Annotated in this window: 17 protein-coding genes; 12 read left to right on the top strand and 5 right to left on the bottom strand. The window is 64.6% G+C overall.

Annotated features, from left to right (window positions below; all coding sequences use genetic code 11):
• Positions 1-5: 5 nt before the first annotated feature.
• From narH to serA, 4 genes are all read right to left on the bottom strand, one after another.
• Positions 6-1,547 carry a nitrate reductase subunit beta gene (gene narH, locus ACK5JE_RS10845; RefSeq protein WP_416801721.1) on the bottom strand — a complete coding sequence of 514 codons (1,542 nt, stop codon included), beginning with the start codon at positions 1,545-1,547 and terminating at the stop codon, positions 6-8.
• 12 nt (positions 1,548-1,559) lie between these two features.
• Complete coding sequence (locus ACK5JE_RS10840) at positions 1,560-5,315, bottom strand: nitrate reductase subunit alpha (RefSeq protein ID WP_416801720.1); 3,756 nt, start codon at positions 5,313-5,315, stop codon at positions 1,560-1,562.
• Between the two features lie 54 nt (positions 5,316-5,369).
• Positions 5,370-6,800 carry a NarK family nitrate/nitrite MFS transporter gene (locus ACK5JE_RS10835; RefSeq protein ID WP_416801719.1) on the bottom strand — a complete coding sequence of 477 codons (1,431 nt, stop codon included), beginning with the start codon at positions 6,798-6,800 and terminating at the stop codon, positions 5,370-5,372.
• A gap of 191 nt (positions 6,801-6,991) precedes the next feature.
• Positions 6,992-8,191, bottom strand: coding sequence for a phosphoglycerate dehydrogenase (gene serA / locus ACK5JE_RS10830; RefSeq protein ID WP_416801718.1), 1,200 nt, complete (start codon positions 8,189-8,191; stop codon positions 6,992-6,994).
• A 207-nt stretch (positions 8,192-8,398) separates the two neighbouring features.
• Between serA and ACK5JE_RS10825 the strand changes: the two genes are divergently transcribed.
• The 8 genes from ACK5JE_RS10825 (at position 8,399) to ACK5JE_RS10790 (ending at position 18,191) form a co-directional block, all read left to right on the top strand.
• Entirely contained in the window at positions 8,399-9,388 is a 990-nt protein-coding gene (locus tag ACK5JE_RS10825; RefSeq protein ID WP_416801717.1) for a helix-turn-helix domain-containing protein, read from the top strand.
• Positions 9,389-9,651: 263 nt separating this feature from the next.
• Positions 9,652-10,203, top strand: a complete 552-nt coding sequence (locus ACK5JE_RS10820; protein WP_416801716.1) for a TRAP transporter small permease subunit — start codon at positions 9,652-9,654, stop codon at positions 10,201-10,203.
• Positions 10,200-11,528: a TRAP transporter large permease gene (locus ACK5JE_RS10815; protein WP_416801715.1), complete on the top strand. Its 1,329-nt coding sequence runs from the start codon at positions 10,200-10,202 to the stop codon at positions 11,526-11,528. Before ACK5JE_RS10820 ends, ACK5JE_RS10815 begins: the two co-directional genes overlap by 4 nt.
• 73 nt (positions 11,529-11,601) lie before the next feature.
• Entirely contained in the window at positions 11,602-12,648 is a 1,047-nt protein-coding gene (locus ACK5JE_RS10810) for a TRAP transporter substrate-binding protein (protein ID WP_416801714.1), read from the top strand.
• A gap of 76 nt (positions 12,649-12,724) precedes the next feature.
• Positions 12,725-14,107 carry a glutamine synthetase family protein gene (locus tag ACK5JE_RS10805; RefSeq protein WP_416801713.1) on the top strand — a complete coding sequence of 461 codons (1,383 nt, stop codon included), beginning with the start codon at positions 12,725-12,727 and terminating at the stop codon, positions 14,105-14,107.
• A 48-nt stretch (positions 14,108-14,155) separates the two neighbouring features.
• Positions 14,156-15,541: an aldehyde dehydrogenase family protein gene (locus tag ACK5JE_RS10800; protein ID WP_416801712.1), complete on the top strand. Its 1,386-nt coding sequence runs from the start codon at positions 14,156-14,158 to the stop codon at positions 15,539-15,541.
• Between the two features lie 11 nt (positions 15,542-15,552).
• Entirely contained in the window at positions 15,553-16,728 is a 1,176-nt protein-coding gene (locus ACK5JE_RS10795; RefSeq protein WP_416801711.1) for an iron-containing alcohol dehydrogenase, read from the top strand.
• A gap of 2 nt (positions 16,729-16,730) precedes the next feature.
• Positions 16,731-18,191, top strand: a complete 1,461-nt coding sequence (locus tag ACK5JE_RS10790) for a M81 family metallopeptidase (protein ID WP_416801710.1) — start codon at positions 16,731-16,733, stop codon at positions 18,189-18,191.
• A gap of 28 nt (positions 18,192-18,219) precedes the next feature.
• On the opposite strand, the gene hisN is transcribed toward ACK5JE_RS10790, so the two are convergent.
• Positions 18,220-19,020 carry a histidinol-phosphatase gene (gene hisN, locus ACK5JE_RS10785; RefSeq protein WP_416801709.1) on the bottom strand — a complete coding sequence of 267 codons (801 nt, stop codon included), beginning with the start codon at positions 19,018-19,020 and terminating at the stop codon, positions 18,220-18,222.
• A 205-nt stretch (positions 19,021-19,225) separates the two neighbouring features.
• Here hisN and ACK5JE_RS10780 point away from each other — a divergent pair, with 205 nt between their 5' ends.
• The 4 genes from ACK5JE_RS10780 to ACK5JE_RS10765 all read left to right on the top strand — a co-directional run bounded on the left by ACK5JE_RS10780 (position 19,226) and on the right by ACK5JE_RS10765 (position 23,814).
• Entirely contained in the window at positions 19,226-20,245 is a 1,020-nt protein-coding gene (locus tag ACK5JE_RS10780; RefSeq protein ID WP_416801708.1) for an ABC transporter substrate-binding protein, read from the top strand.
• A gap of 85 nt (positions 20,246-20,330) precedes the next feature.
• Positions 20,331-21,341 (top strand): ABC transporter ATP-binding protein, encoded by a 1,011-nt coding sequence (locus ACK5JE_RS10775; protein WP_416801707.1) that lies wholly within the window; start codon positions 20,331-20,333, stop codon positions 21,339-21,341.
• Between the two features lie 9 nt (positions 21,342-21,350).
• Complete coding sequence (locus ACK5JE_RS10770; RefSeq protein WP_416801706.1) at positions 21,351-23,048, top strand: ABC transporter permease subunit; 1,698 nt, start codon at positions 21,351-21,353, stop codon at positions 23,046-23,048.
• A gap of 1 nt (position 23,049) precedes the next feature.
• Positions 23,050-23,814: a DeoR/GlpR family DNA-binding transcription regulator gene (locus ACK5JE_RS10765; protein ID WP_416801705.1), complete on the top strand. Its 765-nt coding sequence runs from the start codon at positions 23,050-23,052 to the stop codon at positions 23,812-23,814.
• Positions 23,815-23,859 lie beyond the last annotated feature (45 nt).

Raw genomic sequence — 23,859 nt, 5'->3', positions numbered from 1 at the left:
CCCGTCTAGGCCGTCCGGGCCGGATCGAGGAACACCACGCTGGGCTTGCGCTTGTTGCGAGGCTTGCCGAACAGCGAGCCTTCGGAGGCGCCCCCCGAGCAACCATTGCCGAAGGTAAAGCCGCAGCCGCCGCGGATTTCGAACGCATTCTCGGCGTTTTCGCGATGGGCGGTAGGCACCACAAAGCGATCCTCGTAGTTGGCGATCGCCAGATAGCGGTGCATGTCCTCGACCTGATGCAGGGTCAGACCGACCTGTTCCAGGATGTCGTGGCGTTCCTGCCGGTCCACGGAACGCGCCCGCATGAAGGCGCGCATGCCCAGCAGCCGTTCCAGCGCCGTGGCCACGGGCGGCTCGTTGCCGGCCGTCAGCAGGTTGGCCAGATAGCGCAGGGGAATGCGCAACGACTGCACGTCGGGGATCTCACCGAACGCGCCGATCTGGCCGCTGTTGGCGGCGGACTGGATCGGCGAGAGCGGCGGCACGTACCACACCATGGGCAAGGTCCGGTATTCCGGGTGCAGCGGGAAGGCGATCTTCCATTCGACGGCCATCTTGTAGACCGGTGAATTGCAGGCGGCATCCAGCCAGTTCTCGGGAATGCCGTCGGCCAGGGCCTGACGACGGACTTCCGGGTCGTACGGGTCCAGGAACAGATCCAGCTGCGCCTGGTACAGGTCCTTTTCGTGCAGCGTGCTGGCAGCGGCCTCGATGCCGTCGGCATCGTACAGCAGCACGCCCAGGTAGCGGATCCGGCCCACGCAGGTCTCGGAGCAGACGGTCGGCAGACCGGCCTCGATCCGGGGATAGCAGAAGATGCACTTTTCCGCCTTGCCGGATTTCCAGTTGTAGTAGATTTTTTTGTAGGGGCATCCGGACACGCACATGCGCCAGCCCCGGCACTTGTCCTGATCGATCAGGACGATGCCGTCCTCGGCGCGCTTGTAGATCGACCCGGACGGACAGCTGGCCACGCAGGTGGGGTTCAGGCAGTGCTCACACAGGCGGGGCAGGTACATCATGAAGGTGTTCTCGAACTGCCCGTAGATGTCTTTCTGAACCGCCTCGAAGTTGTAGTCCTGCGAGCGCTTGGAGAATTCCCCCCCGAGGATTTCTTCCCAGTTGGGGCCCCACTTGATCTTTTCCATGCGCTGGCCGGTGATCAGGGAGCGCGGCCGCGCCACGGGGGGCGTGGAGCGTTCCGGGGCCTTTTGCAGGTAATCGTAGTCGAAGGTGAACGGCTCGTAGTAGTCGTCGATTTCAGGCAGGTTCGGGTTCGAGAAGATGCGCGAGAGCAGGCGCAGTTTGCCCCCCTGGCGCGGCTCGATGCGGCCGCTGTCGCGGCGACGCCAGCCGCCGTTCCAGCGATCCTGGTTTTCCCAGTCCTTGGGATAGCCGACGCCGGGCTTGGTCTCGACGTTGTTGAACCAGGCATATTCCATGCCTTCGCGGGACGTCCAGACGTTCTTGCAGGTAATCGAACAGGTGTGGCAGCCGATACATTTGTCCAGATTCAGGACCATGGCGACTTGTGCGCGGATTTTCATGGAATGGACTCCTCAGGCCTGCGTCTGGGCGGAGACCTCATGGGTCTCATCCATCCAGTCGACGTTTTTCATTTTGCGAACGACCACGAACTCGTCACGGTTCGAACCGACCGTGCCGTAATAGTTGAAGCCGTAAGAGAGCTGGGCATAGCCGCCGATCATGTGCGTGGGCTTGACCACGGTGCGGGTCACGGAATTGTGAATCCCGCCGCGCTTGCCGGTGACCTCGGAGCCCGGCACGTTCACGATCTTTTCCTGGGCATGGTACATGAGGGTCATGCCCTCGGGGACGCGCTGGCTCACCACGGCCCGCGCGGTCAGGGCGCCGTTGACGTTGAAGACCTCGATCCAGTCGTTGTCCACGATGCCGGCCTTGGCCGCATCGATTTCGGACATCCAGACGATCGGACCGCCGCGCGAGAGCGTCAGCATGATCAGGTTGTCCGAATAGGTCGAGTGGATTCCCCATTTTTGGTGCGGCGTGATGAAATTCAGCACCACATGCGGCTCGCCGTTGCTGAAACGCTTGTCCAGCATGGGCTCGATGGTCCGGGTGTCCACGGGCGGCCGGTACACGCACAGGGCCTCGCCGAAATCCCGCATCCAGCGGTGATCCTGGTAAAGCTCCTGGCGGCCTGTCAGCGTGCGCCAGGGAATGAGTTCGTGCACATTGGTATAGCCGGCGCTGTAGCTGACCTTGTCGGACTCGATCCCCGACCAGGTGGGCGAGGTCAGGATCTTGCGCGGCTGGGCCTGTATGTCGCGGTAGCGGATCTTTTCGTGTTCGCTGGAGCGGATCAGATGGGAGTGGTCCCGGCCGGTGAATTTGGAGAGGGCCTCCCAGGCCTTGACGGCGACGTGGCCGTTGGTCTCGGGCGCCAGGGTCAGGATGGTCTCGCAGGCATCGATATCGGTGAAGATGCGCGGCTGGCCCTGACCGACGCCGGGTTCGCGCTCGCGGGAGTTCAGTTTTCCGAGGAATTCGACTTCTTCCTTGGTGTCCCAGGAGATGCCCTTGCCGCCGTTGCCGAGTTTTTCGGCCAGCGGGCCGAGCGTGGTGAAGCGTTCGTAGACGTGCTTGTAGTCACGGTCCACGACCATCATGCCCGGCATGGTCTTGCCGGGAATCGGCTCGCACTCGCCCTTGCGCCATTCACGCACGTCGTAGGGATCGCTCAGTTCGCCCGGAGAGTCGTGTTGCAGGGGCTGCAAGACCAGATCCTCGTCGGGCAGGTCCGCATCGGCCGCCAGCTCGGAGAATTTCTTGGCCAGATTCTTGTAGATCTCCCAGTCGCTGCGCGACTCCCAGACCGGATCCACGGCCGCCGAAAGCGGGTGGATGAAGGGGTGCATGTCGGAGGTGTTCAGGTCGTTCTTTTCGTACCAGGTCGCCGTGGGCAGCACCACGTCCGAATACAGGCAGGTCGTGGACATGCGGAAGTCCAGGGTGACCAGCAGATCGAGCTTGCCCTGGGGCGCCTCATCGTGCCAGGCGACCTCGAGGGGCTTGGAACCGCCCGCCTCGCCGAGATCCTTGCCCTGCACGCCGTGCTGGGTGCCCAGCAGGTGCTTGAGGAAATATTCGTGCCCCTTGCCCGACGAGCCCAGGATGTTGGAGCGCCAGACGAACAGGTTGCGGGGGAAGTTGTCGGGATGATCCGGGTCCTCGCAGGAAAGCCGCAGGGAACCGTCGCGCAGGCCATTGACGGCATAGTCCTTGGGTTCCTGGCCGGCGGCGCGGGCGGCGCGCGCGACCTGGAGCGGATTGGTCTGCAACTGCGGCGCCGTGGGCAGCCAGCCCATGCGTTCCGAGCGGACATTCATGTCGATCAGGCTGCCCTGGTATTTTGAGGCGTCCGCCAGGGGCGAGAGCAGTTCCGGCACCTGGAGTTTTTCGTAGCGCCACTGATCGGAGTGCGCGTAGAAGAACGAGGTGCCGTTCATGTGCCGCGGCGGGCGCAGCCAGTCCAGCGCGAAGGTCAGCATGGTCCAGCCGGTCTGCGGGCGCAGTTTTTCCTGGCCCACATAGTGGCACCAGCCCCCGCCGGACTGACCGACGCAGCCGCACATGGAGACCAGGTTGATGATGCCCCGATAGGACATGTCCATGTGGTACCAGTGGTTCAGGCCGGCGCCCAGGATGACCATGGACTTGCCTTCGGTCTTGTCGGCGTTGTCGGCGAACTGGCGGGCGACGGTGATGACCTGCTCGCGGGGCACACCGGTGATGCGTTCCTGCCAGGCCGGGGTATAGGGGACGTCGTCATCGAACGAGGTCGCGACGTTCTCGCCGCCCAGGCCGCGGTCGATGCCGTAGTTGGCCACGAACAGGTCGAACACCGTGGCCACCAGGACCTCGCCTTCGACGGTCTGGACACGCTTGACGGGCAGGTTGCGCACCAGCACCTCGTCGTGTTCCGTGCCCTGGAAATGATCGTGATGGACGCCGCCGAAATACGGGAAGGCGACCGGCGCGACCTCGTCATGCGCGTCGAGCAGGGACAGGCGCGGCTCGACCTCGTGACCCCGGGCGTCCTTGAGTTCCAGGTTCCACTTGCCGGCGTCCTCGCCTTCTTTTTGGCCCCAGCGGAAACCGATCGAGCCCTGCGGCACGATCAGTTCGCCCGTGTTCTGGTCATAGGCGATGGTCTTCCATTCGGGATTGTTGTCCTGGCCCAGGCGGTCGGCAAAATCGGCCGACCGCAGCTTGCGGTCGGGCACATAACGGTCGCCCTGGCGCACCAGGCGCACCAGGAAGGGCATATCGGTGTACTGACGGCAATACCGGTCAAAATAGGCGCTCTTGCCCGCCAGGTGGAATTCCTTGAGGATGACATGTCCCATCGCCAGGGCCAGGGCCGCGTCGGTGCCCTGCTTGGGATGCATCCAGAGGTCGCCGAACTTGGCGCCCTCGGCATAGTCCGGGAACACGGAGACGACCTTGGCGCCGCGATAACGGGCCTCGACCATGAAGTGGGCGTCGGGCGTCCGGGTCTGGGGCACGTTCGAGCCCCACAGCATGATGAAGGTCGAGTTGTACCAGTCGGCCGATTCGCTGACGTCGGTCTGCTCGCCCCAGGTCTGGGGACTGGATGGCGGCAGATCGCAATACCAGTCGTAGAAGCTCAGCAGCGATCCGCCCAGCAGCGACAGGTAACGGCTGCCCGATGCGTAGGACACCATGGACATGGCCGGAATCGGCGAAAAACCGGCGATGCGGTCGGGGCCGTGGCGCTTGATGGTGTGGATGTTGGCCGCCGCGACGATCTCGTTGACCTCTTCCCAGTTGGAGCGGACGAAACCACCCTGCCCGCGCGCGGATTTGTAGCTGGCGGCCTTGTCCGGGTCGGACACGATGGCCTCCCAGGCCTGGACGGCGCCCATCGTCTTGCGCTGCTCGCGCCACAGCCGGACCAGGCGACCGCGTACCATCGGATATTTGACGCGGTTGGCGCTGTACAGATACCACGAGAACGTGGCCCCGCGCGGACAGCCGCGCGGTTCGTGGTTGGGCATGTCCGGCCGGGTGCGCGGATAGTCGGTCTGCTGGGTTTCCAAGGTGACCAGGCCGCCCTTGACGTAGATTTTCCAGGAACAGGAGCCGGTACAGTTCACGCCGTGCGTGGAGCGCACGATCTTGTCGTGCTGCCAGCGGTTGCGGTAGGCGTCTTCCCAGGTCCGGTCTTCGCGGACCACGGCACCATGCCCGTCCGAGAAGGACTCCTTCGGTCGGGAAAAATATTTCAGGCGGTCGATGAAATGGCTCACGATAGACGCTCCGTTAGAAAGAAATGGACCGGGGATTGGCGATGCTGTCGCACATCAGCACGGGATTTCCGCGCGACGTCGCGAGTAGTACCGCCAGGTCACGGCAATCGAAACAATATAGAACACGATAAAGAACACCAGGGCGGCATGTGGCGTGCCGGTCATCTCGAAAGAGGTGCCGAAACTCTTGGGGATGAAGAAGCCGCCGTAGGCTCCCATGGCGCCACTGAACCCCAGCACGGCGGCGGATTCCTTGGCCCCCTCGGTATTGGCCTGACCCACGCCGCCCGGCCCGCTGGCCGCGTACCGGCGCTGCGCCAACGTATCGAAAATCACCGGAATCATGGCGAAGGTGGAGCCATTGCCGATACCGGTCATGAAGAACAGGAACAGGAAGGACAACAGGAAGCCCAGGAAACTGCCCGAGGCCTGGTCTCCCGGCAGCGAGGCCATGACGCCCAGCACCCCCAGCACCATCCAGAAGAACGTCCAGAACGTGACCCGCGCGCCGCCCAGCCGGTCGGACAGCCAGCCACCGAAGGGACGCGCCATGGCCCCGATCAGCGGCCCCATCCAGGCATATTGCAACGGCCGGACATCGGGATACAGGTATTTGGTCAACAGCGGGAACCCGGCGGAAAAGCCGATGAAGGAACCGAACGTGCCCAGGTAGAGGAAGCAGATGATCCAGTTGTGCTTGCGCTTGAAGATCACCGATTGCTCGCGGAAGGACGCCTTGGCGTCGGCGATGTCGTGCATGCCCACCCAGGCCAGCATGGACATGATGATGATGAACGGCACCCAGATGAAGGCTGCGTTTTGCGCCCAGACCTCGACGGGGCCGCCATGGGCGCCGGACAATTTGGCCATCTGCGGATCGCCGGCCCAGGGCCCGAGGATCCCGATGGCGATGACCAGCGGCGCCAGGAACTGCACCGAGGAGACCCCCAGGTTGCCCAGGCCGGCATTCAGCCCCAGGGCCGAGCCCTTGCGTTCCTTGGGGAAGAAGAAGCTGATGTTGGACATCGAGGAGGAAAAATTCCCGCCCCCGAGCCCGCACAGCAGGGCCAGGATCAGCATGGTGGAATACGGCGTGTCCGGGTTCTGGACCGCCAGTCCCACGCCGATGGTGGGCAGCAGCAGACTGGCCGTCGTCAGCGCCGTCCAGCGCCGCCCGCCGAACACGGGTACCATGAATGAATAGAAGATCCGCAGCGTGGCGCCCGACAGGGACGGCAGCGCGGCCAGCCAGAAGAGTTCGTTTTCGGTGTAGCGAAAGCCCAGATTGGGCAGGTTGACGGCCACCACGCTCCACATCTGCCAGACAGCAAAGGCCAGGAACAGCGCGGGAATCGAAATCCAGAGATTGACGTTGGCGATGGCGCTGCCTTCGCGAACCCAGAAGGCCTTGTCCTCGGGCGTCCAGACGGTCAGCAAGCGGCCACGGCGGGCCTCGGGCGTTACGTCATTGGGCGGGAGGCTCATGCAAGGACTCCTGGTTCAGGGACCCTTAACCATAGGTCCCCGCACGCATTCCCAGCCATGATCTAGATCAAACAAAGACCGGATATTGCGCCAGACAACGACAGTTGAAACAAAACCCATCGCGGTATCAAATCACCTGAAACGGCCTCCACAGTATAGAGGCGGTTTCATGACAATATTATGCCAAAATGTCACACCCGGTCGCAGCGGATGGTGATGGGGTGGCTGCGCAAACCTTCGATGACCTGATCTGTGGCCTCGCCGTCGACGTCGGTGATGGCATAGCCGATCTTGCCGCGCGTCTGCAATTGCTGGCTGACGATGTTCAGGCCGTATTCCCCCATCAGGTTGCTGAGCGCGCCCATGGCGCCCGGCACGTTCTGGTGAATGTGGATGATGCGGGCCGCGCCCGCCTGCTCGTGGTAGGAAATCTCCGGAAAATTGACCGCGCCCTTGGTGGTGCCGCTGCTGATGAAGCGCTTGAGCTTTTCCGCGACCTCCCGGCCGATGTTCTCCTGGGATTCCTGGGTGCTGCCACCGATATGCGGCGTCAGGATGGCGTTGTGCATGCCACGCAGCGGGCAGTCCAGCGCCTCATCGCGGCTCTTGGGTTCGGTCGGGAACACATCAATGGCGGCGCCCGACAGATGGCCGGATTTCAGCGCGCGCTGCAACGCCGGGATGTCCACCACGGTCCCGCGCGAGGCGTTGATCAGAATGCTGCCCGGGCGCATCGCCGCGATGGCGTCGGCATCGAGCAGATTGGCCGTGTCCTTGCCACCGGGCACATGCAGGGTGACCACATCGGCCTGGCCGAGAAATTTTTTCAAAGAGGATGTGGCATGGGCATTGCCCAGCGGCAGCTTGGCTTCGATGTCATGATAGATGACGCGCATGCCGAAGGATTCCGCCAGGATGCCGACCTGCGTGCCGATGTTGCCGTAGCCGACGATGCCCAGGGTCTTGCCGCGCGCCTCGAAAGCGCCATCGGCCGTCTTGTCCCAGAAACCCTCATGCACGCGGGCGTTCTTTTCGGGAATGCGGCGCAACAGCAGGATTGCCTCGCCCAGCACCAGCTCGGCCACTGAGCGGGTATTGGAAAAAGGCGCATTAAACACGGGGATCCCCCGCAAGGCGGCGGTTTCCAGATCCACCTGGTTGGTGCCGATGCAGAAGCAGCCGATGGCTCGCAGATCGGGCAGTTCGGCCAGCAGGCCCTGATCGAGATGGGTCCGGGAACGAATGCCGACCGCCTGCGCGCCCTGGAGCGCCTCGTGCAGGGCCTCCCCCGCGAGCGCCCCAGGGTACGTGACGATATCGTCGAACCCCGCCGCGACGAAGACCTCCCGGGCGCTGGCGTGTATGTTTTCGAACAGGACTATGCGTGACATCTGGACTCTTTCCGGCAAATGAAAAGCGTTCATTGTGCGTCATTTCAAGCAGTTCGTCAGGGTCATCCCTGATGCAAACAGGGTCGAACCCCGGTTTTTTTCCGGTTATCCTTTTCAGAGTCGCATGTTCGATGGCCCCGTCGGCGATCGAGTGCCGTTTTACGCGGTCCCGGTCATCGCAGCCCCATGCTCTTCAAGGAGAATCAGGTGGCGCCCCATCTCCGCGAGCCTGCCGCCACGCTCAGCAAGCCGCGACTGCTCCGGCGGGAACGCATCGCCCACGACGCCGAGGATCATGCCCATAACCTCAGCCAGTGGGAACAAAGCTACAGCCAGTTCTCACCCGGACGCTTCGAAGGACGGCTGACCGAATTGTGGCTGCCCGGCCTGCAGATCTTCCAGGAATCGGCCAACCAGGCCCTGCGCCAATTCTGCGCCGCCTGGCAGGATGCGCTGTGGTTCGGCCTGCCCGCCCCGGGCACGGCGACCTCGCGCCTGGATGCCCAGCCCATCGAGAACGACACGCTGCTGTTCCGTCAGGGCGGCCGCGAGTTCGAGCTGAACACGCCCGAGCACTACCAGATCTTCGGTATCGTCGTCGGCCAGGAACTGCTGGACGAATATTTCCCGTATCCGGACGCCCTCAGACTGCCCGACCACGGCGGCACCCTGCGCATCCCGACCGAACATTTCCGGCGCATCCTCGGCACGCTGCACCGGGCCCTGTTCCCGTACGAACCGCAATCCGCCATCACGGTTGCGCAGATCCTCGAATTGCGGGAAACCGTGCTCGACCAGCTCGGCACCGCGCTGGCGCACGGCCATCCCCCGCCGCGCGATGCGCACCATTCCCGCATCCGGCACAGCCATCAGGTGGTCGGTCAGGCCTGCGAACTGGTCCTGGCCCACCCCGACCAGCGCCTGTCGATCGCCGACCTCTGCCGCCAGATGCACGTCAGCCGGCGCACGCTGCAATATTGCTTCCAGGAGGTCGCGGGGATGTCTCCGCTGACCTATCTGCGCATCCTCAAGCTGAACCAGGTCCGGCGTCGGCTGCGCAGCACCGACGACCCGGCCAGTCGTGTCACCCGGATCGCCACGACCTGGGGATTCGAGCATCTGGGTCAGTTCTCCCGCGACTACCGCCAGCTATTCGGCGAGCTGCCTTCCCGCACCCTGCGGCATCCCGCCGACTGAGCGCGCCACCCAGGTCGATGACCGGGCCGGATGACTGCTCGATGACCATTCGATGACCGGGCGCGGTGACCAGGCGCGGTGACTAGGCGCGGTAACCCCTCGATGACCGGTCCCGATACGCGCAAGGGCCCGCCATTCCGTTAGGGATGTCCCTGGTTTTGCCGAAATCAGATAAAGCCATGCCGAATTCTGATGGCCGGCTGCCGTTTTGCGATAGGCGTGCGTCCCGCCACGCGTCACCATTTCTCTCATCGAATCAGGCCATGCCGGGAAACCGCGCCGGTGCCGACGAGGAGGAACGCGTGCCGCACATCATCAGACACTATGTCCGCTGGGTGGACAGGAGCAACCGGTTCATCGGCCGCTTTGCCATGTATTTCGTGCTGGTCATGATGATCGGCTTCCTGTATTCGGCCTTCGTCCGGGTGGCCTTCAACGTCTACATCAACTGGATGATGGAAAGCGCCCAGTTCCTGCTGTCGGCCTATTACCTGCTGGGCGGCGGCTATTCCATGCAGATCGACGCCCACGTCCGCATGGACCTGTTCTATTCGCGCTGGTCCCCCCGCACCCGGGCCATGATGGACATGGTCACGATCTGGATGGTGATCGCCTTCCTCGTTTTCCTGCTGCTCGGCGGCATTTCCAGCACCGAATACGCGATCATCAACAACCAGCGCAACTACACCGCCTGGGCGCCGCCGCTGGCCCCGATCAAGCTCATCATGACCTTCGGCATCTTCATGATGCTGCTGCAGTCGATCGCCACATTCTTCCGCGACCTGGCCACCGCATGCGGCAAGGAGATCGAATGAGCCACGAACTCATCACCCTGACCATGTTCTCGTCGCTGCTGGTCCTGATGTCCACGGGACAACGGGTCTACGGCGTGGTCGGTTTCATCGGCGCCACGGCAGCCTATTTCCTGTGGGGCGGCAACGACATCGAGATGCCGTTCAATGCCACGTTCACCGTCCTGAACTGGTTCGCCCTGCTGACGCTGCCCCTGTTCGTCTTCATGGGGTTCATGCTGTCGGAATCGGGCCTGGCCGACAAGCTCTATCGCATGTTCCACGTCTGGATGGGCGCCATGCCCGGCGGCCTGGGCATCGGCACGATCGGACTCATGGTGATGATTTCCGCCATGAACGGCCTGAGCGTGGCCGGCATGGCCATCGGCGCCAGCGTGGCCTTGCCGCAGATGATGCGCCGCGGTTACGACAAGGTGATGATCACCGGCGTGATCCAGGCCGGCAGCTCGCTGGGCATTCTGATCCCGCCCAGCATCGTGCTGGTGCTGTACGCCATGATCGCCCGCCAGCCGGTGCTGCAATTGTGGCTGGGCGGCATCCTGCCCGGTCTGCTGATGGCGCTGCTGTTCACGATCTACATCTATGTGCGCTGCCGGATCAGCCCCGAACTGGGCCCGCCGCTGTCCGGGGAGGAGCGCCGCGCGGCCGAACCCGAAAAATGGCGCCTGCTGGGCGAGGGCATCCTGCCGCTGGTGATCTTTGCTGTGATGATGGGATCGTTCATGACCGGCATCACCAGCCTGGTCGAGACCTCGGCCCTGGGCGCGGGCCTGGCGACACTGGCGGCGGCCCTCAAGCGCCGCCTGACCCGGACCGTCATGGAATCCTGTCTGCGCCAGACGCTCAGCGTCAGTTGCATGTTCCTGTGGATCATCCTCGCGGCGCTGTGCTTCGGCGCCGTCTACGACGGGCTGGGCGCCATCAAGGCGATCGAGAACCTGCTCCTGCAGGATCTCGAGCTGGACCGCTGGACCATCCTGATCATCATGATGCTGTCGTTCATCGTGCTGGGCATGTTCCTGGACGACACGGCGATGCTGGTGATCGTCGCGCCGCTCTACATCCCGCTGATCAAGGCGCTGAGCTTCAGCCCGATCTGGTTCGGCATTCTCTATACCGTCACCTGCCAGCTGGCCTACATCATTCCACCCTTTGGCTACAACCTGTTCCTGATGCGGGCCATGGCGCCGCCGGAAATCACCATCGTCGACATCTACAAATCCATCGTGCCCTTTGCCCTGCTGATGATGCTCACCCTGGCCATCATCATGGCGTTCCCGCAGATCGCACTGTGGCTTCCCGATCTCTATTCCAACCGCGCCCGATAGGCCCCGCGCCCATCGGACGACACGACAGGGCGGCGGAGCGCGGTCCGACCGTCCGACACTGGAGGACAGCATCATGACTCAACGACGACAGTTCCTGAAACTGGCCGGCGGCGCGGCGCTGGGAGCCGGCGCGGTCGCCGCGCCGGCGATCGTGCGCGCCCAGGCGCCGATCAAATGGCGCCTGCAGACCTACGCCGGACCGGCGCTGGCCGAACACGTGATCAAACCATCCATCGACGCCTTCAACCAGGCCGCGAACGGCCAGATGGAAATCGAACTCTACACGGCCGATCAGCTGGTGCCGCAAGGCGAGCTGTTCCGCGCCGTGCAGAAAGGCACCATCGACGCGGCGCAAAGCGACGACGATTCCATGGCGGCCCCGGTGGACGTGGCGATCTTCGCCGCGTATTTCCCGCTGGCCTCACGCTACAGCCTGGACGTCCCCGCCCTGTGGAACTGGTATGGCCTGAACAAGATCTGGGAGGAGGCCTACGCCGAGGTCGAGAATGTGACCTGGCTGGGCACCGGCGCCTGGGACCCCTGCAACATGGCCACGACCAAACCGGTGCGCGCCCTCGACGACCTGAAGGGCTTGCGGCTGTATACCTTTCCCACCGGGGGCCGGTTCCTGTCGCGTCTGGGCGTGGTCCCCGTCACTCTGCCCTACGAGGACGTGCAGGTCGCCTTGCAGACCGGCGAGCTCGACGGCGTGTGCTGGTCGGGCATCACCGAAGTCTACACGGTCGGCTGGGCGGACGTCACCAAATACTATCTGACCAACAACATTTCCGGCGCCTGGGCGGGTTCGTATATCGCCAACACCGAAAAATGGCAGGCCCTGCCCGATCACCTGAAAACCTTGTTCCGCCTCAGCACGGACAGCTCCCACTACTACCGCCAGCACTGGTACTGGTGGGGCGAGGCCCACTACCGCACTAAGGGCGGCAAGCTCGAACTGACCACCATCCCGGAAAAGGAATGGGAGAAAGTCGAGACCGAGGCCAAGAAATTCTGGGACGAGATCGCCCAGAAGAGTCCGCGCAGCGCCAAGATCGTGGACATCCTGAAGCAATACGCAAGCATCATGGAAAAGGCCGGCCCCCCGTACCGGAACACGTGATCCCGGTCCGTCGGCAACGGGCCGGACCTGACCGATCCGGCCCGCTCCAACTCAATCCTGCGTCCATAGGTGCATCATGCAAGAACGATCCATTCAGACCATCGACGACGCGATCGCCCTGATCGAACAGAGCAGCCTCACCCATATCAAGCTGGGGCTGTCCGACATCGATGGCATCATCCGCGGCAAATACATGCGCAAGGACAAGTTCATCAGCTCGCTGAAACACGGCTTTGCCTTCTGCGATGTCGTGATGGGCTGGGATTCCAATGACCAGCTCTACGACAACACCACGTTCACGGGGTGGCATACCGCCTACCCCGACGCGGCAGTCCGCATCGATCCCCGATCCTGCCGCCGCCTGCCCCTGGAACGCAACGCCCAGGGCGAGGACATGCTGTTTTTCATCGCTGAACTGGACGGCCCCGCGGCCGACGTCTGCCCGCGCCGTCTGCTGCATCGCATGATCGACCGCGCCGCCGACCTCGGTTTCGACGCCCACGCCGCGCTGGAATACGAGTTCTTCATGTTCGACGAGACGCCGGATTCCGTGCGCGAAAAACAGTACCGCAACCTGAAGACCTGGACACCGGGCAATTTCGGCTATTCCGTCCTGCGCAGCACGGTCCACTCCGACTTCTACCAGGAGCTGATGGAACTGTGCGAAAGAATGGACATTCCCATCGAGAGCCTGCATACCGAGACCGGCCCCGGCGTGCTCGAAGCCGCCATCGCGGTCGACCGCGCCGGCCAGGCCGCCGACAAGGCCTTCCTGTTCAAGACCTTCACCAAGGCCCTCGCCGAACAGCAGGGCCTGATGGCGACCTTCATGGCCAAATGGTCACACCATTGCTCTGGCCAGAGCGGTCACATCCACCTGTCCCTGACAGACCGGGAAACCGGCAAGAATGTCTTCCACGCCCCCAAAGCCGAACACACCATGAGTCCGGTCCAGCGCCATTTCGCCGCCGGCCTGCAGCGCCACATGCCCGACTTCATGGCCATGTACGCGCAGACCATCAACAGCTACACGCGGCTGGTGCCCGGCTATTGGGCGCCGCTGGAGGCCAGCCTGGGCATCGAAAACCGCACCACGGCGCTGCGTGTCATCCCGGGCAGCTCGAAGTCCCAGCGCATCGAGGTGCGCATCGGCTCGGCCGACGCCAATCCCTACATTGCGCTGGCGGCCGCCCTGGGCTCGGGCCTGCTGGGGATCGAACAGAAACTCGAACCGGTCTTTACTTCCGGCAACGCCTACACGCAGACATTCCCCGACGACATCAAGTTCCCCCAGACCCTCTGGGACGCCGCCCAGCGCCTGCGCCGGTCGCAGGCGGCCCGCGACCTGTTCGGCGCCGTCTTCGTGGACCACATGGCCGCCACCCGGGAATGGGAGGAGCGCAAATTCCGCGAATACGTCACCGACTGGGAACTCCAGCGCTATTTCGAAATCATCTGAGCCGCCTCCGAAGGCAACCCCCGAAAGCAACTCACGAAAGCAACCCTCATGAGCGAACTCATCACCCTCAGCCCCATCAACGGCCAGGAACTCCTGCGCCGCCCCCATGCCAGCCAGGCTGACGCGGAACGCATCGTCCGCGCCGCGCGGCAGGCCCAGCGCGAATGGGCGCAACGTCCGCTGAACGACCGGATCGCCTGCCTGGAAACCGCCATCGACACCGTGTCGTCGCGCACGGACGCATTCGCCGATGCCATCACACGCCAGATGGGACGCCCCATCAGCCAGACACCGGGCGAGCTGCGCGGATTCGCCGAACGCGGCCACTACATGCTTTCAGTCGCCGAACAGGCGCTGGCCCCGATCGAACTGCCGCCCAAGGACGCCTTGCAGCGCTCGATCGAGCGCGAGCCAGTCGGCGTCGTCCTGACCGTCGCCCCCTGGAACTACCCCCTGCTGACCGCGGTCAACAGCATCATGCCCGCCCTGGCCGCCGGCAACGCGTTGATCCTCAAGCATTCGGATCAGACGCCGCTGTGCGCCGAACAGCTGGTGGCCGCCTTCACGGACGCGGGCGTGCCCACGGGCGTATTCCAGTACATCCACGCCACGCACGACACGATCCGCGCCCTGATTCAGTCGCCCGATATCGATCATGTCGTCTTCACCGGCTCGGTGCGCGGCGGCGGCGCGATCGAAGAAGCTGCCGTCGGACGGTTCATCGGCCGGGGCCTGGAACTGGGGGGCAACGATCCAGCCTACGTGCGCGCCGATGCGGATCTGGGCCAGGCGGTGGACACCCTGGTGGACGGCGCGTTCTTCAATTCCGGACAGTCCTGCTGCGGCATCCAGCGTATCTATGTTCATCAGTCGCACTACCAGGAATTCGTGGACCGCGCCGTCGCGTTGACCGAACAGTATCGCCTGGGCGACCCCCTGGATCCGGAAACCAACCTGGGGCCGATCGTGCGCGCCCGGGCCGCCGACGAAATCCGCGCCGTGATCGCCGAATCCGTCCGCATGGGCGCGCGCAACTGCGTCGATCCCGCCCGTTTTCCCAAGGCCGGGAACGCCGGCACCTATCTGGCGCCCTGCATCCTGACCGGTGTCGACCACACCATGCCCGTCATGAATGACGAATGCTTCGGCCCCGTCGTCGGCATCATGCCCGTGACCTCCGATGAACAGGCCGTCTCGCTCATGAACGACTCCCGCTACGGTCTGACCGCCTCGGTCTTCACCCGCGACACCCAGACCGCGCGTGAACTGGGCCGCCAGATCCAGACCGGAACGTTTTTCATGAACCGCTGCGACTATCTGGACCCGGCCCTGGCCTGGACCGGCGTCAAACACACGGGCCACGGCATTTCCCTGTCGATCCTGGGCTATCACGCCCTGACCCGCGTCAAGTCCTATCATCTGCGTCTTCTGTAGGAACCCGCATCATGAACGCACCGAACACGCCCCCTGCCGCCAACTGGAACTACCCGACCGCCGTCAAAGCGGGCGCCGGACGCATCCGCGAGCTGCCGCAGCATTGCCGCGCCCTGGACATGCACCGCCCCCTCCTGGTGACCGATCCCGGGCTGGCCGCGCTGCCCATCGTCACCGGCGCAGTCCAGGCCTGCCGGGACGATGGCCTGGACTGCGGCCTGTTTTCCGCCATCAAGGGCAACCCGACGGGCCACAATGTCGAGGACGGCGTTGCGGCCTTTCACACGGGCCGCCATGATGGCGTGATCGCCTTTGGCGGCGGCTCGGCGCTGGACGCGGCCAAGGCCATCGCCCTGATGGTCGGCCAGACCCGCCCGCTCTGGGACTTCGAGGACATCGGCGACAACTACCTGCGCGTCAACGTTCAGGGCATGGCGCCGGTCATCGCGGTGCCGACCACGGCCGGTACCGGCTCCGAAGTCGGCCGCGCCTCGGTCATCACCGACGAGGCGGCCCACATCAAGCGCATCATCTTCCACGCCCGCATGCTGCCCGCGCTGGTGATCCTGGACGCCGAACTGACCACGGCCCTGCCTGCCCGTCTGACAGCGGCGACCGGCATGGACGCCCTGTCGCACAACCTCGAGGCCCTGTGCTCGCCCGTGTACCATCCCATGGCCACCGGCATCGGTATGGAAGGCAGCCGGCTGGTGCACCAGTACCTGCGCCGCGCCGTCGAGGATGGCCAGGATCTGGAGGCGCGCCACCAGATGCTGGTCGCCTCCAGCATGGGCGCCACGGCGTTCCAGAAGGGCCTGGGCGCGATGCATGCCCTGGCCCACCCGCTGGGCGCGCGCTATGACGCGCATCACGGCATGCTCAACGCCATCCTCATGCCCTATGTGCTGAAGGCCAATGAATCTGTGGTCTCCGACACGATGACGCGCCTGGCGCGCTATCTGGACCTGCCCCGTCCCGGCTTCGGTGCCGTCCTGGACTGGGTGCTGGCGCTGCGCGAATCCATCGGCATCCCGCATGCCCTGGCAGCCATCGGCATCCCCGGCGACGCCGTGGGAACCATCGGCGCGCTGGCCGTGCAGGACGCCTCGGCCGCCACCAACCCGATCCCCTTCACGCCTGAGGAATACGACCGGATCCTGCGCAACGCGATCGATGGGACGCTGTGATCATGGCCCGGATCGGCGTCCTCGGGTTTCTGCACGAAACCAATACCTTCGCCCCGGACGTCACGGGACTGGATCGATTCGAAGAAGCCGATGCCTGGCCGGGCCTGACCGAGGGAGAGGCGATCCTCGAAGCGACACGGGACATGAACCTGGCCATCAGCGGTTTCATCTCCGCCATGCACAGCGCGGGCCACGAGATCGTCCCGCTGCTCTGGTGCTCCGCGAACCCCTCCGGCCCGGTCGCCGACGCGGCTTTCGAGACCATCGTCGCCCGCATCGAGACGCACCTCAGGGACCAGCCGCTGGACGGCCTGTTCCTGGACCTGCACGGCTCGATGGTCACCCAGCGCCTGGACGACGCCGAGGGGGAGCTGCTGCGCCGCCTGCGGGCGATCACCGGCCCGGCGCTGCCCTACGTCGCCGCGCTGGATTTCCACGCCATCGTCACCCGGGTCATGGTGGATCTGACCCAGGCCATGGTCGCCTATCACAGCTATCCCCATGTGGACATGGCCGACACCGGGGTCCGGGCGGCGCGGATGATGCAGCGCCTGCTGGCGGGCGAGTCCTTTTTTGCCGACTGGCGCAAACTGGATTTTCTGGTGTCGATGCCCTGGCAGAGCACCCTGGGCGACGCCCCCGCCAGCGCCCTGATGGCCGAGGCCCGCGCGCTCGAAACCGCCGACTGTCCGGAAGTGCAGTTCATCCCCGGTTTTCCCCTGTCGGATACGCCAGAATCCGGCCCCAGCATCCTGGCCTACGCCCGCGTCCCCGCGCGGGCGACCCACGCGGTCCAGACACTGGCCCGGGCGGTCGAGGCCCGGCGGACTTCGTTCAGCGGCCGCCTGTACGCGCCTGACGAGGCCCTGGATGCCCTCACGGACCGCGCATCCGGATGCGTCATCCTCGCAGATACCCAGGACAACCCGGGCGGAGGCGGATCCGGCGATACCACCGGTCTGCTGCGCGCACTGCTGGACCGGAGCGCCGGCCCGGCCTGCGTGGCCGTCCTGTGCGATGCGGCTTTTGCCCGGGCCGCCCATGAGCAGGGTGTGGGCGCGCGCATCGACCTGCCGCTGGGGGGACGCGGCTATCCAGGGGACGAACCGGCCACGGGCCCCTTCGACATCCTGGCCCTGGGCGACGGACGGTTCGTCGGCACCGGCCCGTTCTACAAAGGCTGCCGCATGGATCTGGGTCTCATGGCGCGGGTGCGCCGCGACGGCGTGGAGGTCCTGATCTCGAGCCGCAAGCAGCAGGCCGCTGATCAGGCGATGTTCCACCATCTGGGTGCCGATCCCCGGCATTACCGGGTCCTGGTCCTGAAAAGCTCGGTTCATTTCCGGGCGGACTTCGCGGCGCTGGCCGATGACATCCTGATGATCAAGGCCCCCGGCGCCAATACCGCCGACCTGCGCGACCTGACGTTCCGGCGGTTGCGCCCCGGTGTGGAAATCCACTGACCGGCCCGCGCGGCCGGCATCACCACAGTCAGGCCTGCGCGGCCAGGATTTCCAGCGCCTGCCGGTGCAGACCGGCATTGGCCGCCGCCAGCACCCGGCCATCGGAACGCGCGCTCAGGGCCCGGCCGTGCCAATCCGTGATGACGCCGCCCGCCTCTTCGATGACGGGCGCCAGCGCCAGGTAGTCGTAGGGCATCAGGCCAGCCTCGGCCACCAGATCGATCATGCCGCTGGCCAGCAGGGCATAGGCGTAACAATCGCCGCCGAAGCGGCGCAGATGGACAGCCGCGCCCAGGCGCTCGAACGCGCGGGCGTCCTCCCCCACGAAAAGGTCGGGCGATGTGGCCTGGAGGATGGCGTCCTCCAGGCGGCCCCCCTCGCGCGTGCGGCACCGCTCGCCGTTGAGCCAACTGCCGCGGCCGCGCACACCCACCCAGCGCTCTCCCGTGCACGGAATGTCGATGATGCCGAACAGGGGACGCTGTTCATGCAGCACCGCCAGCAGGCAGCCCCACAGCGGATTGCCGGTAATGAAACTGCGGGTGCCATCGATCGGATCGATCGACCAGACGACGGATGCCTCGCCCGCCTGGACGCCGAATTCCTCGCCGAGCAGACCATGATCCGGGTAACGGCGGCTGATTTCCGCGCGCAGGAATTCCTCGACCCCGCGATCGGCCACGGTCACAGGACTGGCATCGGCCTTGGTCTCGACCGGCGGCCGGTGGCGGAACCACCGCAAGGAGATCGAACGCGCCTGACCGACCAGATCCTGAGCGAAATCGAGGACCTCGTCGGTCCATGCCGGTACGGTTTGTGGAATCGACATCGCGCGCTCCCGTGATGGTTGACTGAGGGTCCGAGCCTGATGGAAGTATTCTGAGGGCTCTTGCATATTTATGCAAATTTCCACAAAATAGCAACTGGAGACGCCCCGGTTCATCGATACGACCGCCCCGCGTCAATCCCTGCAGCTGCTGCAGAACCATTGATTCGGCATCAGACCGACTTCCCTAAGACAGCAGGAGACACGCATGCAACATTTCACACAAAAGGTCCTGGCGGCAGCACTTGCGCTCGCCGGCGCCGGCCTGATCCATGCAACCGCACAGGCCAAACCCCTGACCATCTACACCGCCCTGGAGGACGACGAGATCACCGAATACATGGCGGCCGCCAAGACCGCCATGCCCGATGTCGAATTCCACGTCCTGCGCCTGTCGACCGGCGACCTCGCAGCCCGGCTGCTGGCCGAGGCCAAGAACCCACGCACCGACCTGATCTGGGGGTTTGCCGTCACCAACATGCTCGACCCCCGCATCCACGACACCCTGATGAAATACGAGCCCGCCGCGGCCAAGCAGCTGGCGCCGATCTACCGCGGCAAGGACGGTACCTGGTTCGCGGCCACCGGCTACATGGCGGCGTTCTGCGTCAATACCGATCGGCTCAAGTCCAAGAACCTGCCCATGCCAACCTCCTGGGAAGACCTGACCAAACCGGTCTACAAGGGTGAGCTGGTGATGCCCAACCCGGCCGCCTCGGGCACGGGCTGGCTGCAGATCGCCGCGATCCTGCAAGGCCTGGGCCAGGACAAGGGCTGGGATCTGCTCAAGCGCCTGAACGTCAACATCGCCCAATACACCAGTTCAGGCTCCAAGCCCTGCAAGATGGCGCGCACGGGCGAATACGCCATCGGGATCTCTTTCGCCTTCCCCGCCATGCAATCCATCGAGGCTGGCTTCCCGGTCAAGATGGTGATTCCGTCCGACTGGGAAGGCTACGAGCTGGAGGCTTCCGGCATTCTGTCGAGCACACAGAATCCGGATGACGCCAAGCGTTTCCTTGACTGGACGCTCTCCTCCGAGGCCGCCTCCCTCTACAAAAAATACAAAGAGATCGTCACCATTCCGGGCGTCGAGCCTTCCGGGCAACTGATGAAGGCCGGTCTTCCGAAGGACGTGGGCAAGATCCTGTTCCCGATCGACTTCGAGAAATCGGCAGCCAGCCGCGCGGAAACACTCAAGACCTGGCAGCAGGTCACCGCCCGCTGACACTTCTTCAAAGGGGCCCGCTCCTCACCGTACCGTGCCGCCTCACCGGCGGCCGGTCCTCCCGCCCGCCGCATCCGGAGGCTGCATGAGTCTGGAACTCTCCCACGTCCGCAAGTCGTTCGACGGTTTCCAGGCGCTCAAGGACATCAACCTGAGCGTCGGCCCGCACGATTTCGTCTGTCTGCTCGGCCCCAGCGGCTGCGGCAAGACGACCCTGCTGAGAATCATCGCAGGACTCCTGCAGGCCGATGCGGGCGAGCTGCGGTTCTCGGGTCAGGATTTGAGCCAATTGCCGCCGCGCAGCCGCAATTTCGGCATTGTCTTCCAGTCCTATTCGCTGTTCCCGAACATGACCGTGCGGGAGAATATCGGCTATGGGCTGCGCATCCGCCGCGAGCCGGCCGCGAAAATCGCCGAGCGCGTCGACGAGCTGCTCAAGCTGATCCGCATCCCCGACATGGCCGAACGCTTTCCCTGGCAGCTCTCGGGCGGACAGCAGCAGCGTGTGGCCCTGGCCCGCGCGCTGGCCGTCAATCCTCGCCTGATCCTGCTCGACGAGCCGCTGTCCGCCCTGGATGCGCGGGTGCGCAATGAAATGCGCCACGAGATCCGCGAGGTCCAGCGCCGCCTCAAGATTCCGACCATTATGGTGACGCACGACCAGGAAGAAGCCCTGATGCTGGCCGACACCATCGTCTGCATGAACAACGGCGCCATCGAACAGGTGGGCTCGCCCCAGGCGCTCTATCACGAACCCAGGACCCGCTTCGTGGCGGATTTCATTGGCCTGAGCAACCTGCTGTCGGCCAACTGGGCGCGGCAGCACGCCCCCGAGGTGCTGGACACGCGCCCGCCACCCCGAAACGAATCGCAATGGCTGCTGTGCGTGCGGCCAGAGCACATCCAGCTCACGGCGGACGCCGACGGGCCGGCCACGGTCAGCTCCGTGACCTTTCTGGGCAACCTGTGCCGCATGACGCTGCGCTGGGGGGACCTGGATCTGCGGGTCGAACAGCACGCGACGTCCGCGCACCAGGAAGGCGACCGGGTACGCCCCGCCATCGATCCCGGGCACGGCTGCTGGGTCGAGGTCTAGGAGACCGGCATGCCCCAGTCCACCATGGCAGTTTCTTCCTCAGGCCATCCGTCTCCGCGCCTTTCCGCCACGCCCGAGCAATGGCTGACCCGGGTCTGCGTCGCCATCCCGACACTGGCGCTGATTCTGTTTTTCGGCTATCCCCTGCTGACCATCTTCTGGCAGAGCTTCGTCCAGCTCGACGGCACGCTGGGCCTGGACAACTATACGGCCATCCCCTCGACCCCCGGCCTGGTGACGGCCGGTGTCAACAGCCTGTCCATCAGCCTGAGCACGACCCTGGTCTGCATCCTGCTGGGTTTCCCCATCGCCTACGCGCTCGAGCGCAGCCGCGTCTGGTTCAAACCCTGGATTCAGCTCAGTCTGCTGCTGCCGCTGCTGGCGCCCTCGCTGGTGCAGGGTCTGGGGCTGCTGTTCCTGCTGGGACGCAACGGCCTGCTCTACCAATGGACAGGCATCGAACAGAACATCTATGGCTACTGGGGGCTGCTGCTCTCGGACGTGTTCTACGCCCTGCCGCAGGCCATCATGATCATCCAGGCGGCCCTGCGCAACGCCGATGCCCGCTACTACGACGCCGCCACTGTCATGGGCGCCACCCCGGCCCAGCAGTTCTTTCACATCACGCTGCCCAACTGCAAGTTCGGCCTGTTGAGCGCGGCATTCGTCGTTTTCACCATCACGATCACCGACTTCGGCAATGCCGCCGTGATCGCCGGGGACTACCGCGTCCTGGCCACGGAAATCTTCAGCCAGGTGTCCGGCCAGCAGAACTTCGGCATGGGCTCGGTCGTCGGCATCATCCTGCTGCTGCCCGCGCTGCTGTCGGTCTACATCGAGCGGGTCGCCTCGCAGAAACAATTCGGCGGCAGCTCCGAAAGCCGGATTCCATTGCAGCCCGCTGCGGCGCACTGGCGCGATGTCTTCCTGGGGCTGATCACCCACGCCACGGCGCTGGCGATCTGGGCCATCATCGTGGTGGTCGTGTTTGCCAGTTTCGTCAAGCTGTGGCCCTACAACATGAGCCTGACGCTGGCGAACTTCCACATCAACATTTCCAGCGGTTATCAGCCCATCTGGACTACGCTTTATGTTTCGGTGGCGGCGGCGCTGATCGGCATCGTGCTGCTGTTCCTGCTGGCCTATGGCGTGCGCAATCTGCAGGGCCGTCTGGCCAAGGCCATCTACCTGATGGCCGTGCTGCCGGTCGGCGTGCCGGGGCTGGTGCTGGGCCTGTCGTATATCTTCACCTTCAACGATCCCGGCTATCCGCTGCACTGGATGTACGGCACAGCACTGCTCATTGCCCTGTGCAATTTCTATCACTATCACACGCAGGGGTTCCTGACGATGGCCACCGGCATGCGCATGGTACCCCGGGCGCTGGAGGAGGCTGCCGCCTGCCTCGGCGGCAAGGCCCGCCATGTCATGGGCGATGCCATCCTGCCCGTGATCGCGCCGACCGTGCTGGCGGTGTTCTTTTTCCTGTTCATGCGTTCGATGGTGACCCTGTCTGCCGTGATCTTCCTGGTCACCCCCCAGCTCAACGTCGCCGCCGTCTCCGTGATGCATCTGAACGAGGCCGGTTTCGTCTCTCAGGCAGCGGCCTTCTCGACCATCATCATCCTGGTCGTCGCGGTGGCCATGCTGATGATGCGGGCACTGGTTTATTATTTCCGCCCCAATCTCTCGCCCGGGATGGCCTGACATGTGGTCCGAAGCGCGCCACCAGAAAATCCGCATGCTGTTGCAGCGCCATCAGCGCATCACGACGGAGGACACGATTCGCGAGCTCGGCGTCTCCCGCGAAACCGTCCGCCGGGACTTCCTGGAACTGGAGGCGCTGGGGCTGTTGCAACGCGTGCACGGCGGGGCCATCTACCTGAGCGATGAACCCCCCATCGACAAGCGCAACACCATCCACATCGCCGCCAAGAAGGCCATCGTCCGGTCGGTCGCCCAGCGGCTGCGCACCCCCGTCACCCTGTTCATGGACGCGGGCAGCACCACGACCCTGCTGGCCCGCGAACTGGCGCAACTGAGCGGCCTGACCCTGATCACGAATTCGCTCAGCGCCGCGGCCTGCTTCACCGATCCACCCGGCAATCCGGACAACCAGATCATCATCCTGCCCGGCGTGCTCAACACCACCCTGTCCTCCACCTCGGGCGCATCGACCATCTTGCAGATCCAGACGTTCCACGCCGACATCGCCCTGCTCTCGCCCGTGGCCGTCAACGCGCGCCAGGGGGCTTCGAGCTTTCTGCACGACGAGGCGCTGATCGCCCGCGCCATGTCCGAAGGCGCCACCGAAACCTGGATCCTGGCGGATCACAGCAAGATCGGCGCCGCCAGTCGCGAAACCTACTGCCCCGCCGAACGCATCGACCGACTGTTCTGCAACAGCCAGGCGCTGCAGACCGAAGGCTTCGAGGCCCTGCGCGCCAAAGTGGGCGCTGTCATCCTGAACTGAAGCATCGTGCGGGCGGCGCCGGTTCGGCCGGCCTCGTGACGGAAA

Source organism: Castellaniella sp., from assembly GCF_047971665.1.
Taxonomy (GTDB): domain Bacteria; phylum Pseudomonadota; class Gammaproteobacteria; order Burkholderiales; family Burkholderiaceae_B; genus Castellaniella.
Note: the sequence above shows the minus strand (reverse complement) of the source record. Positions and strands in the feature narration are given on the sequence as shown.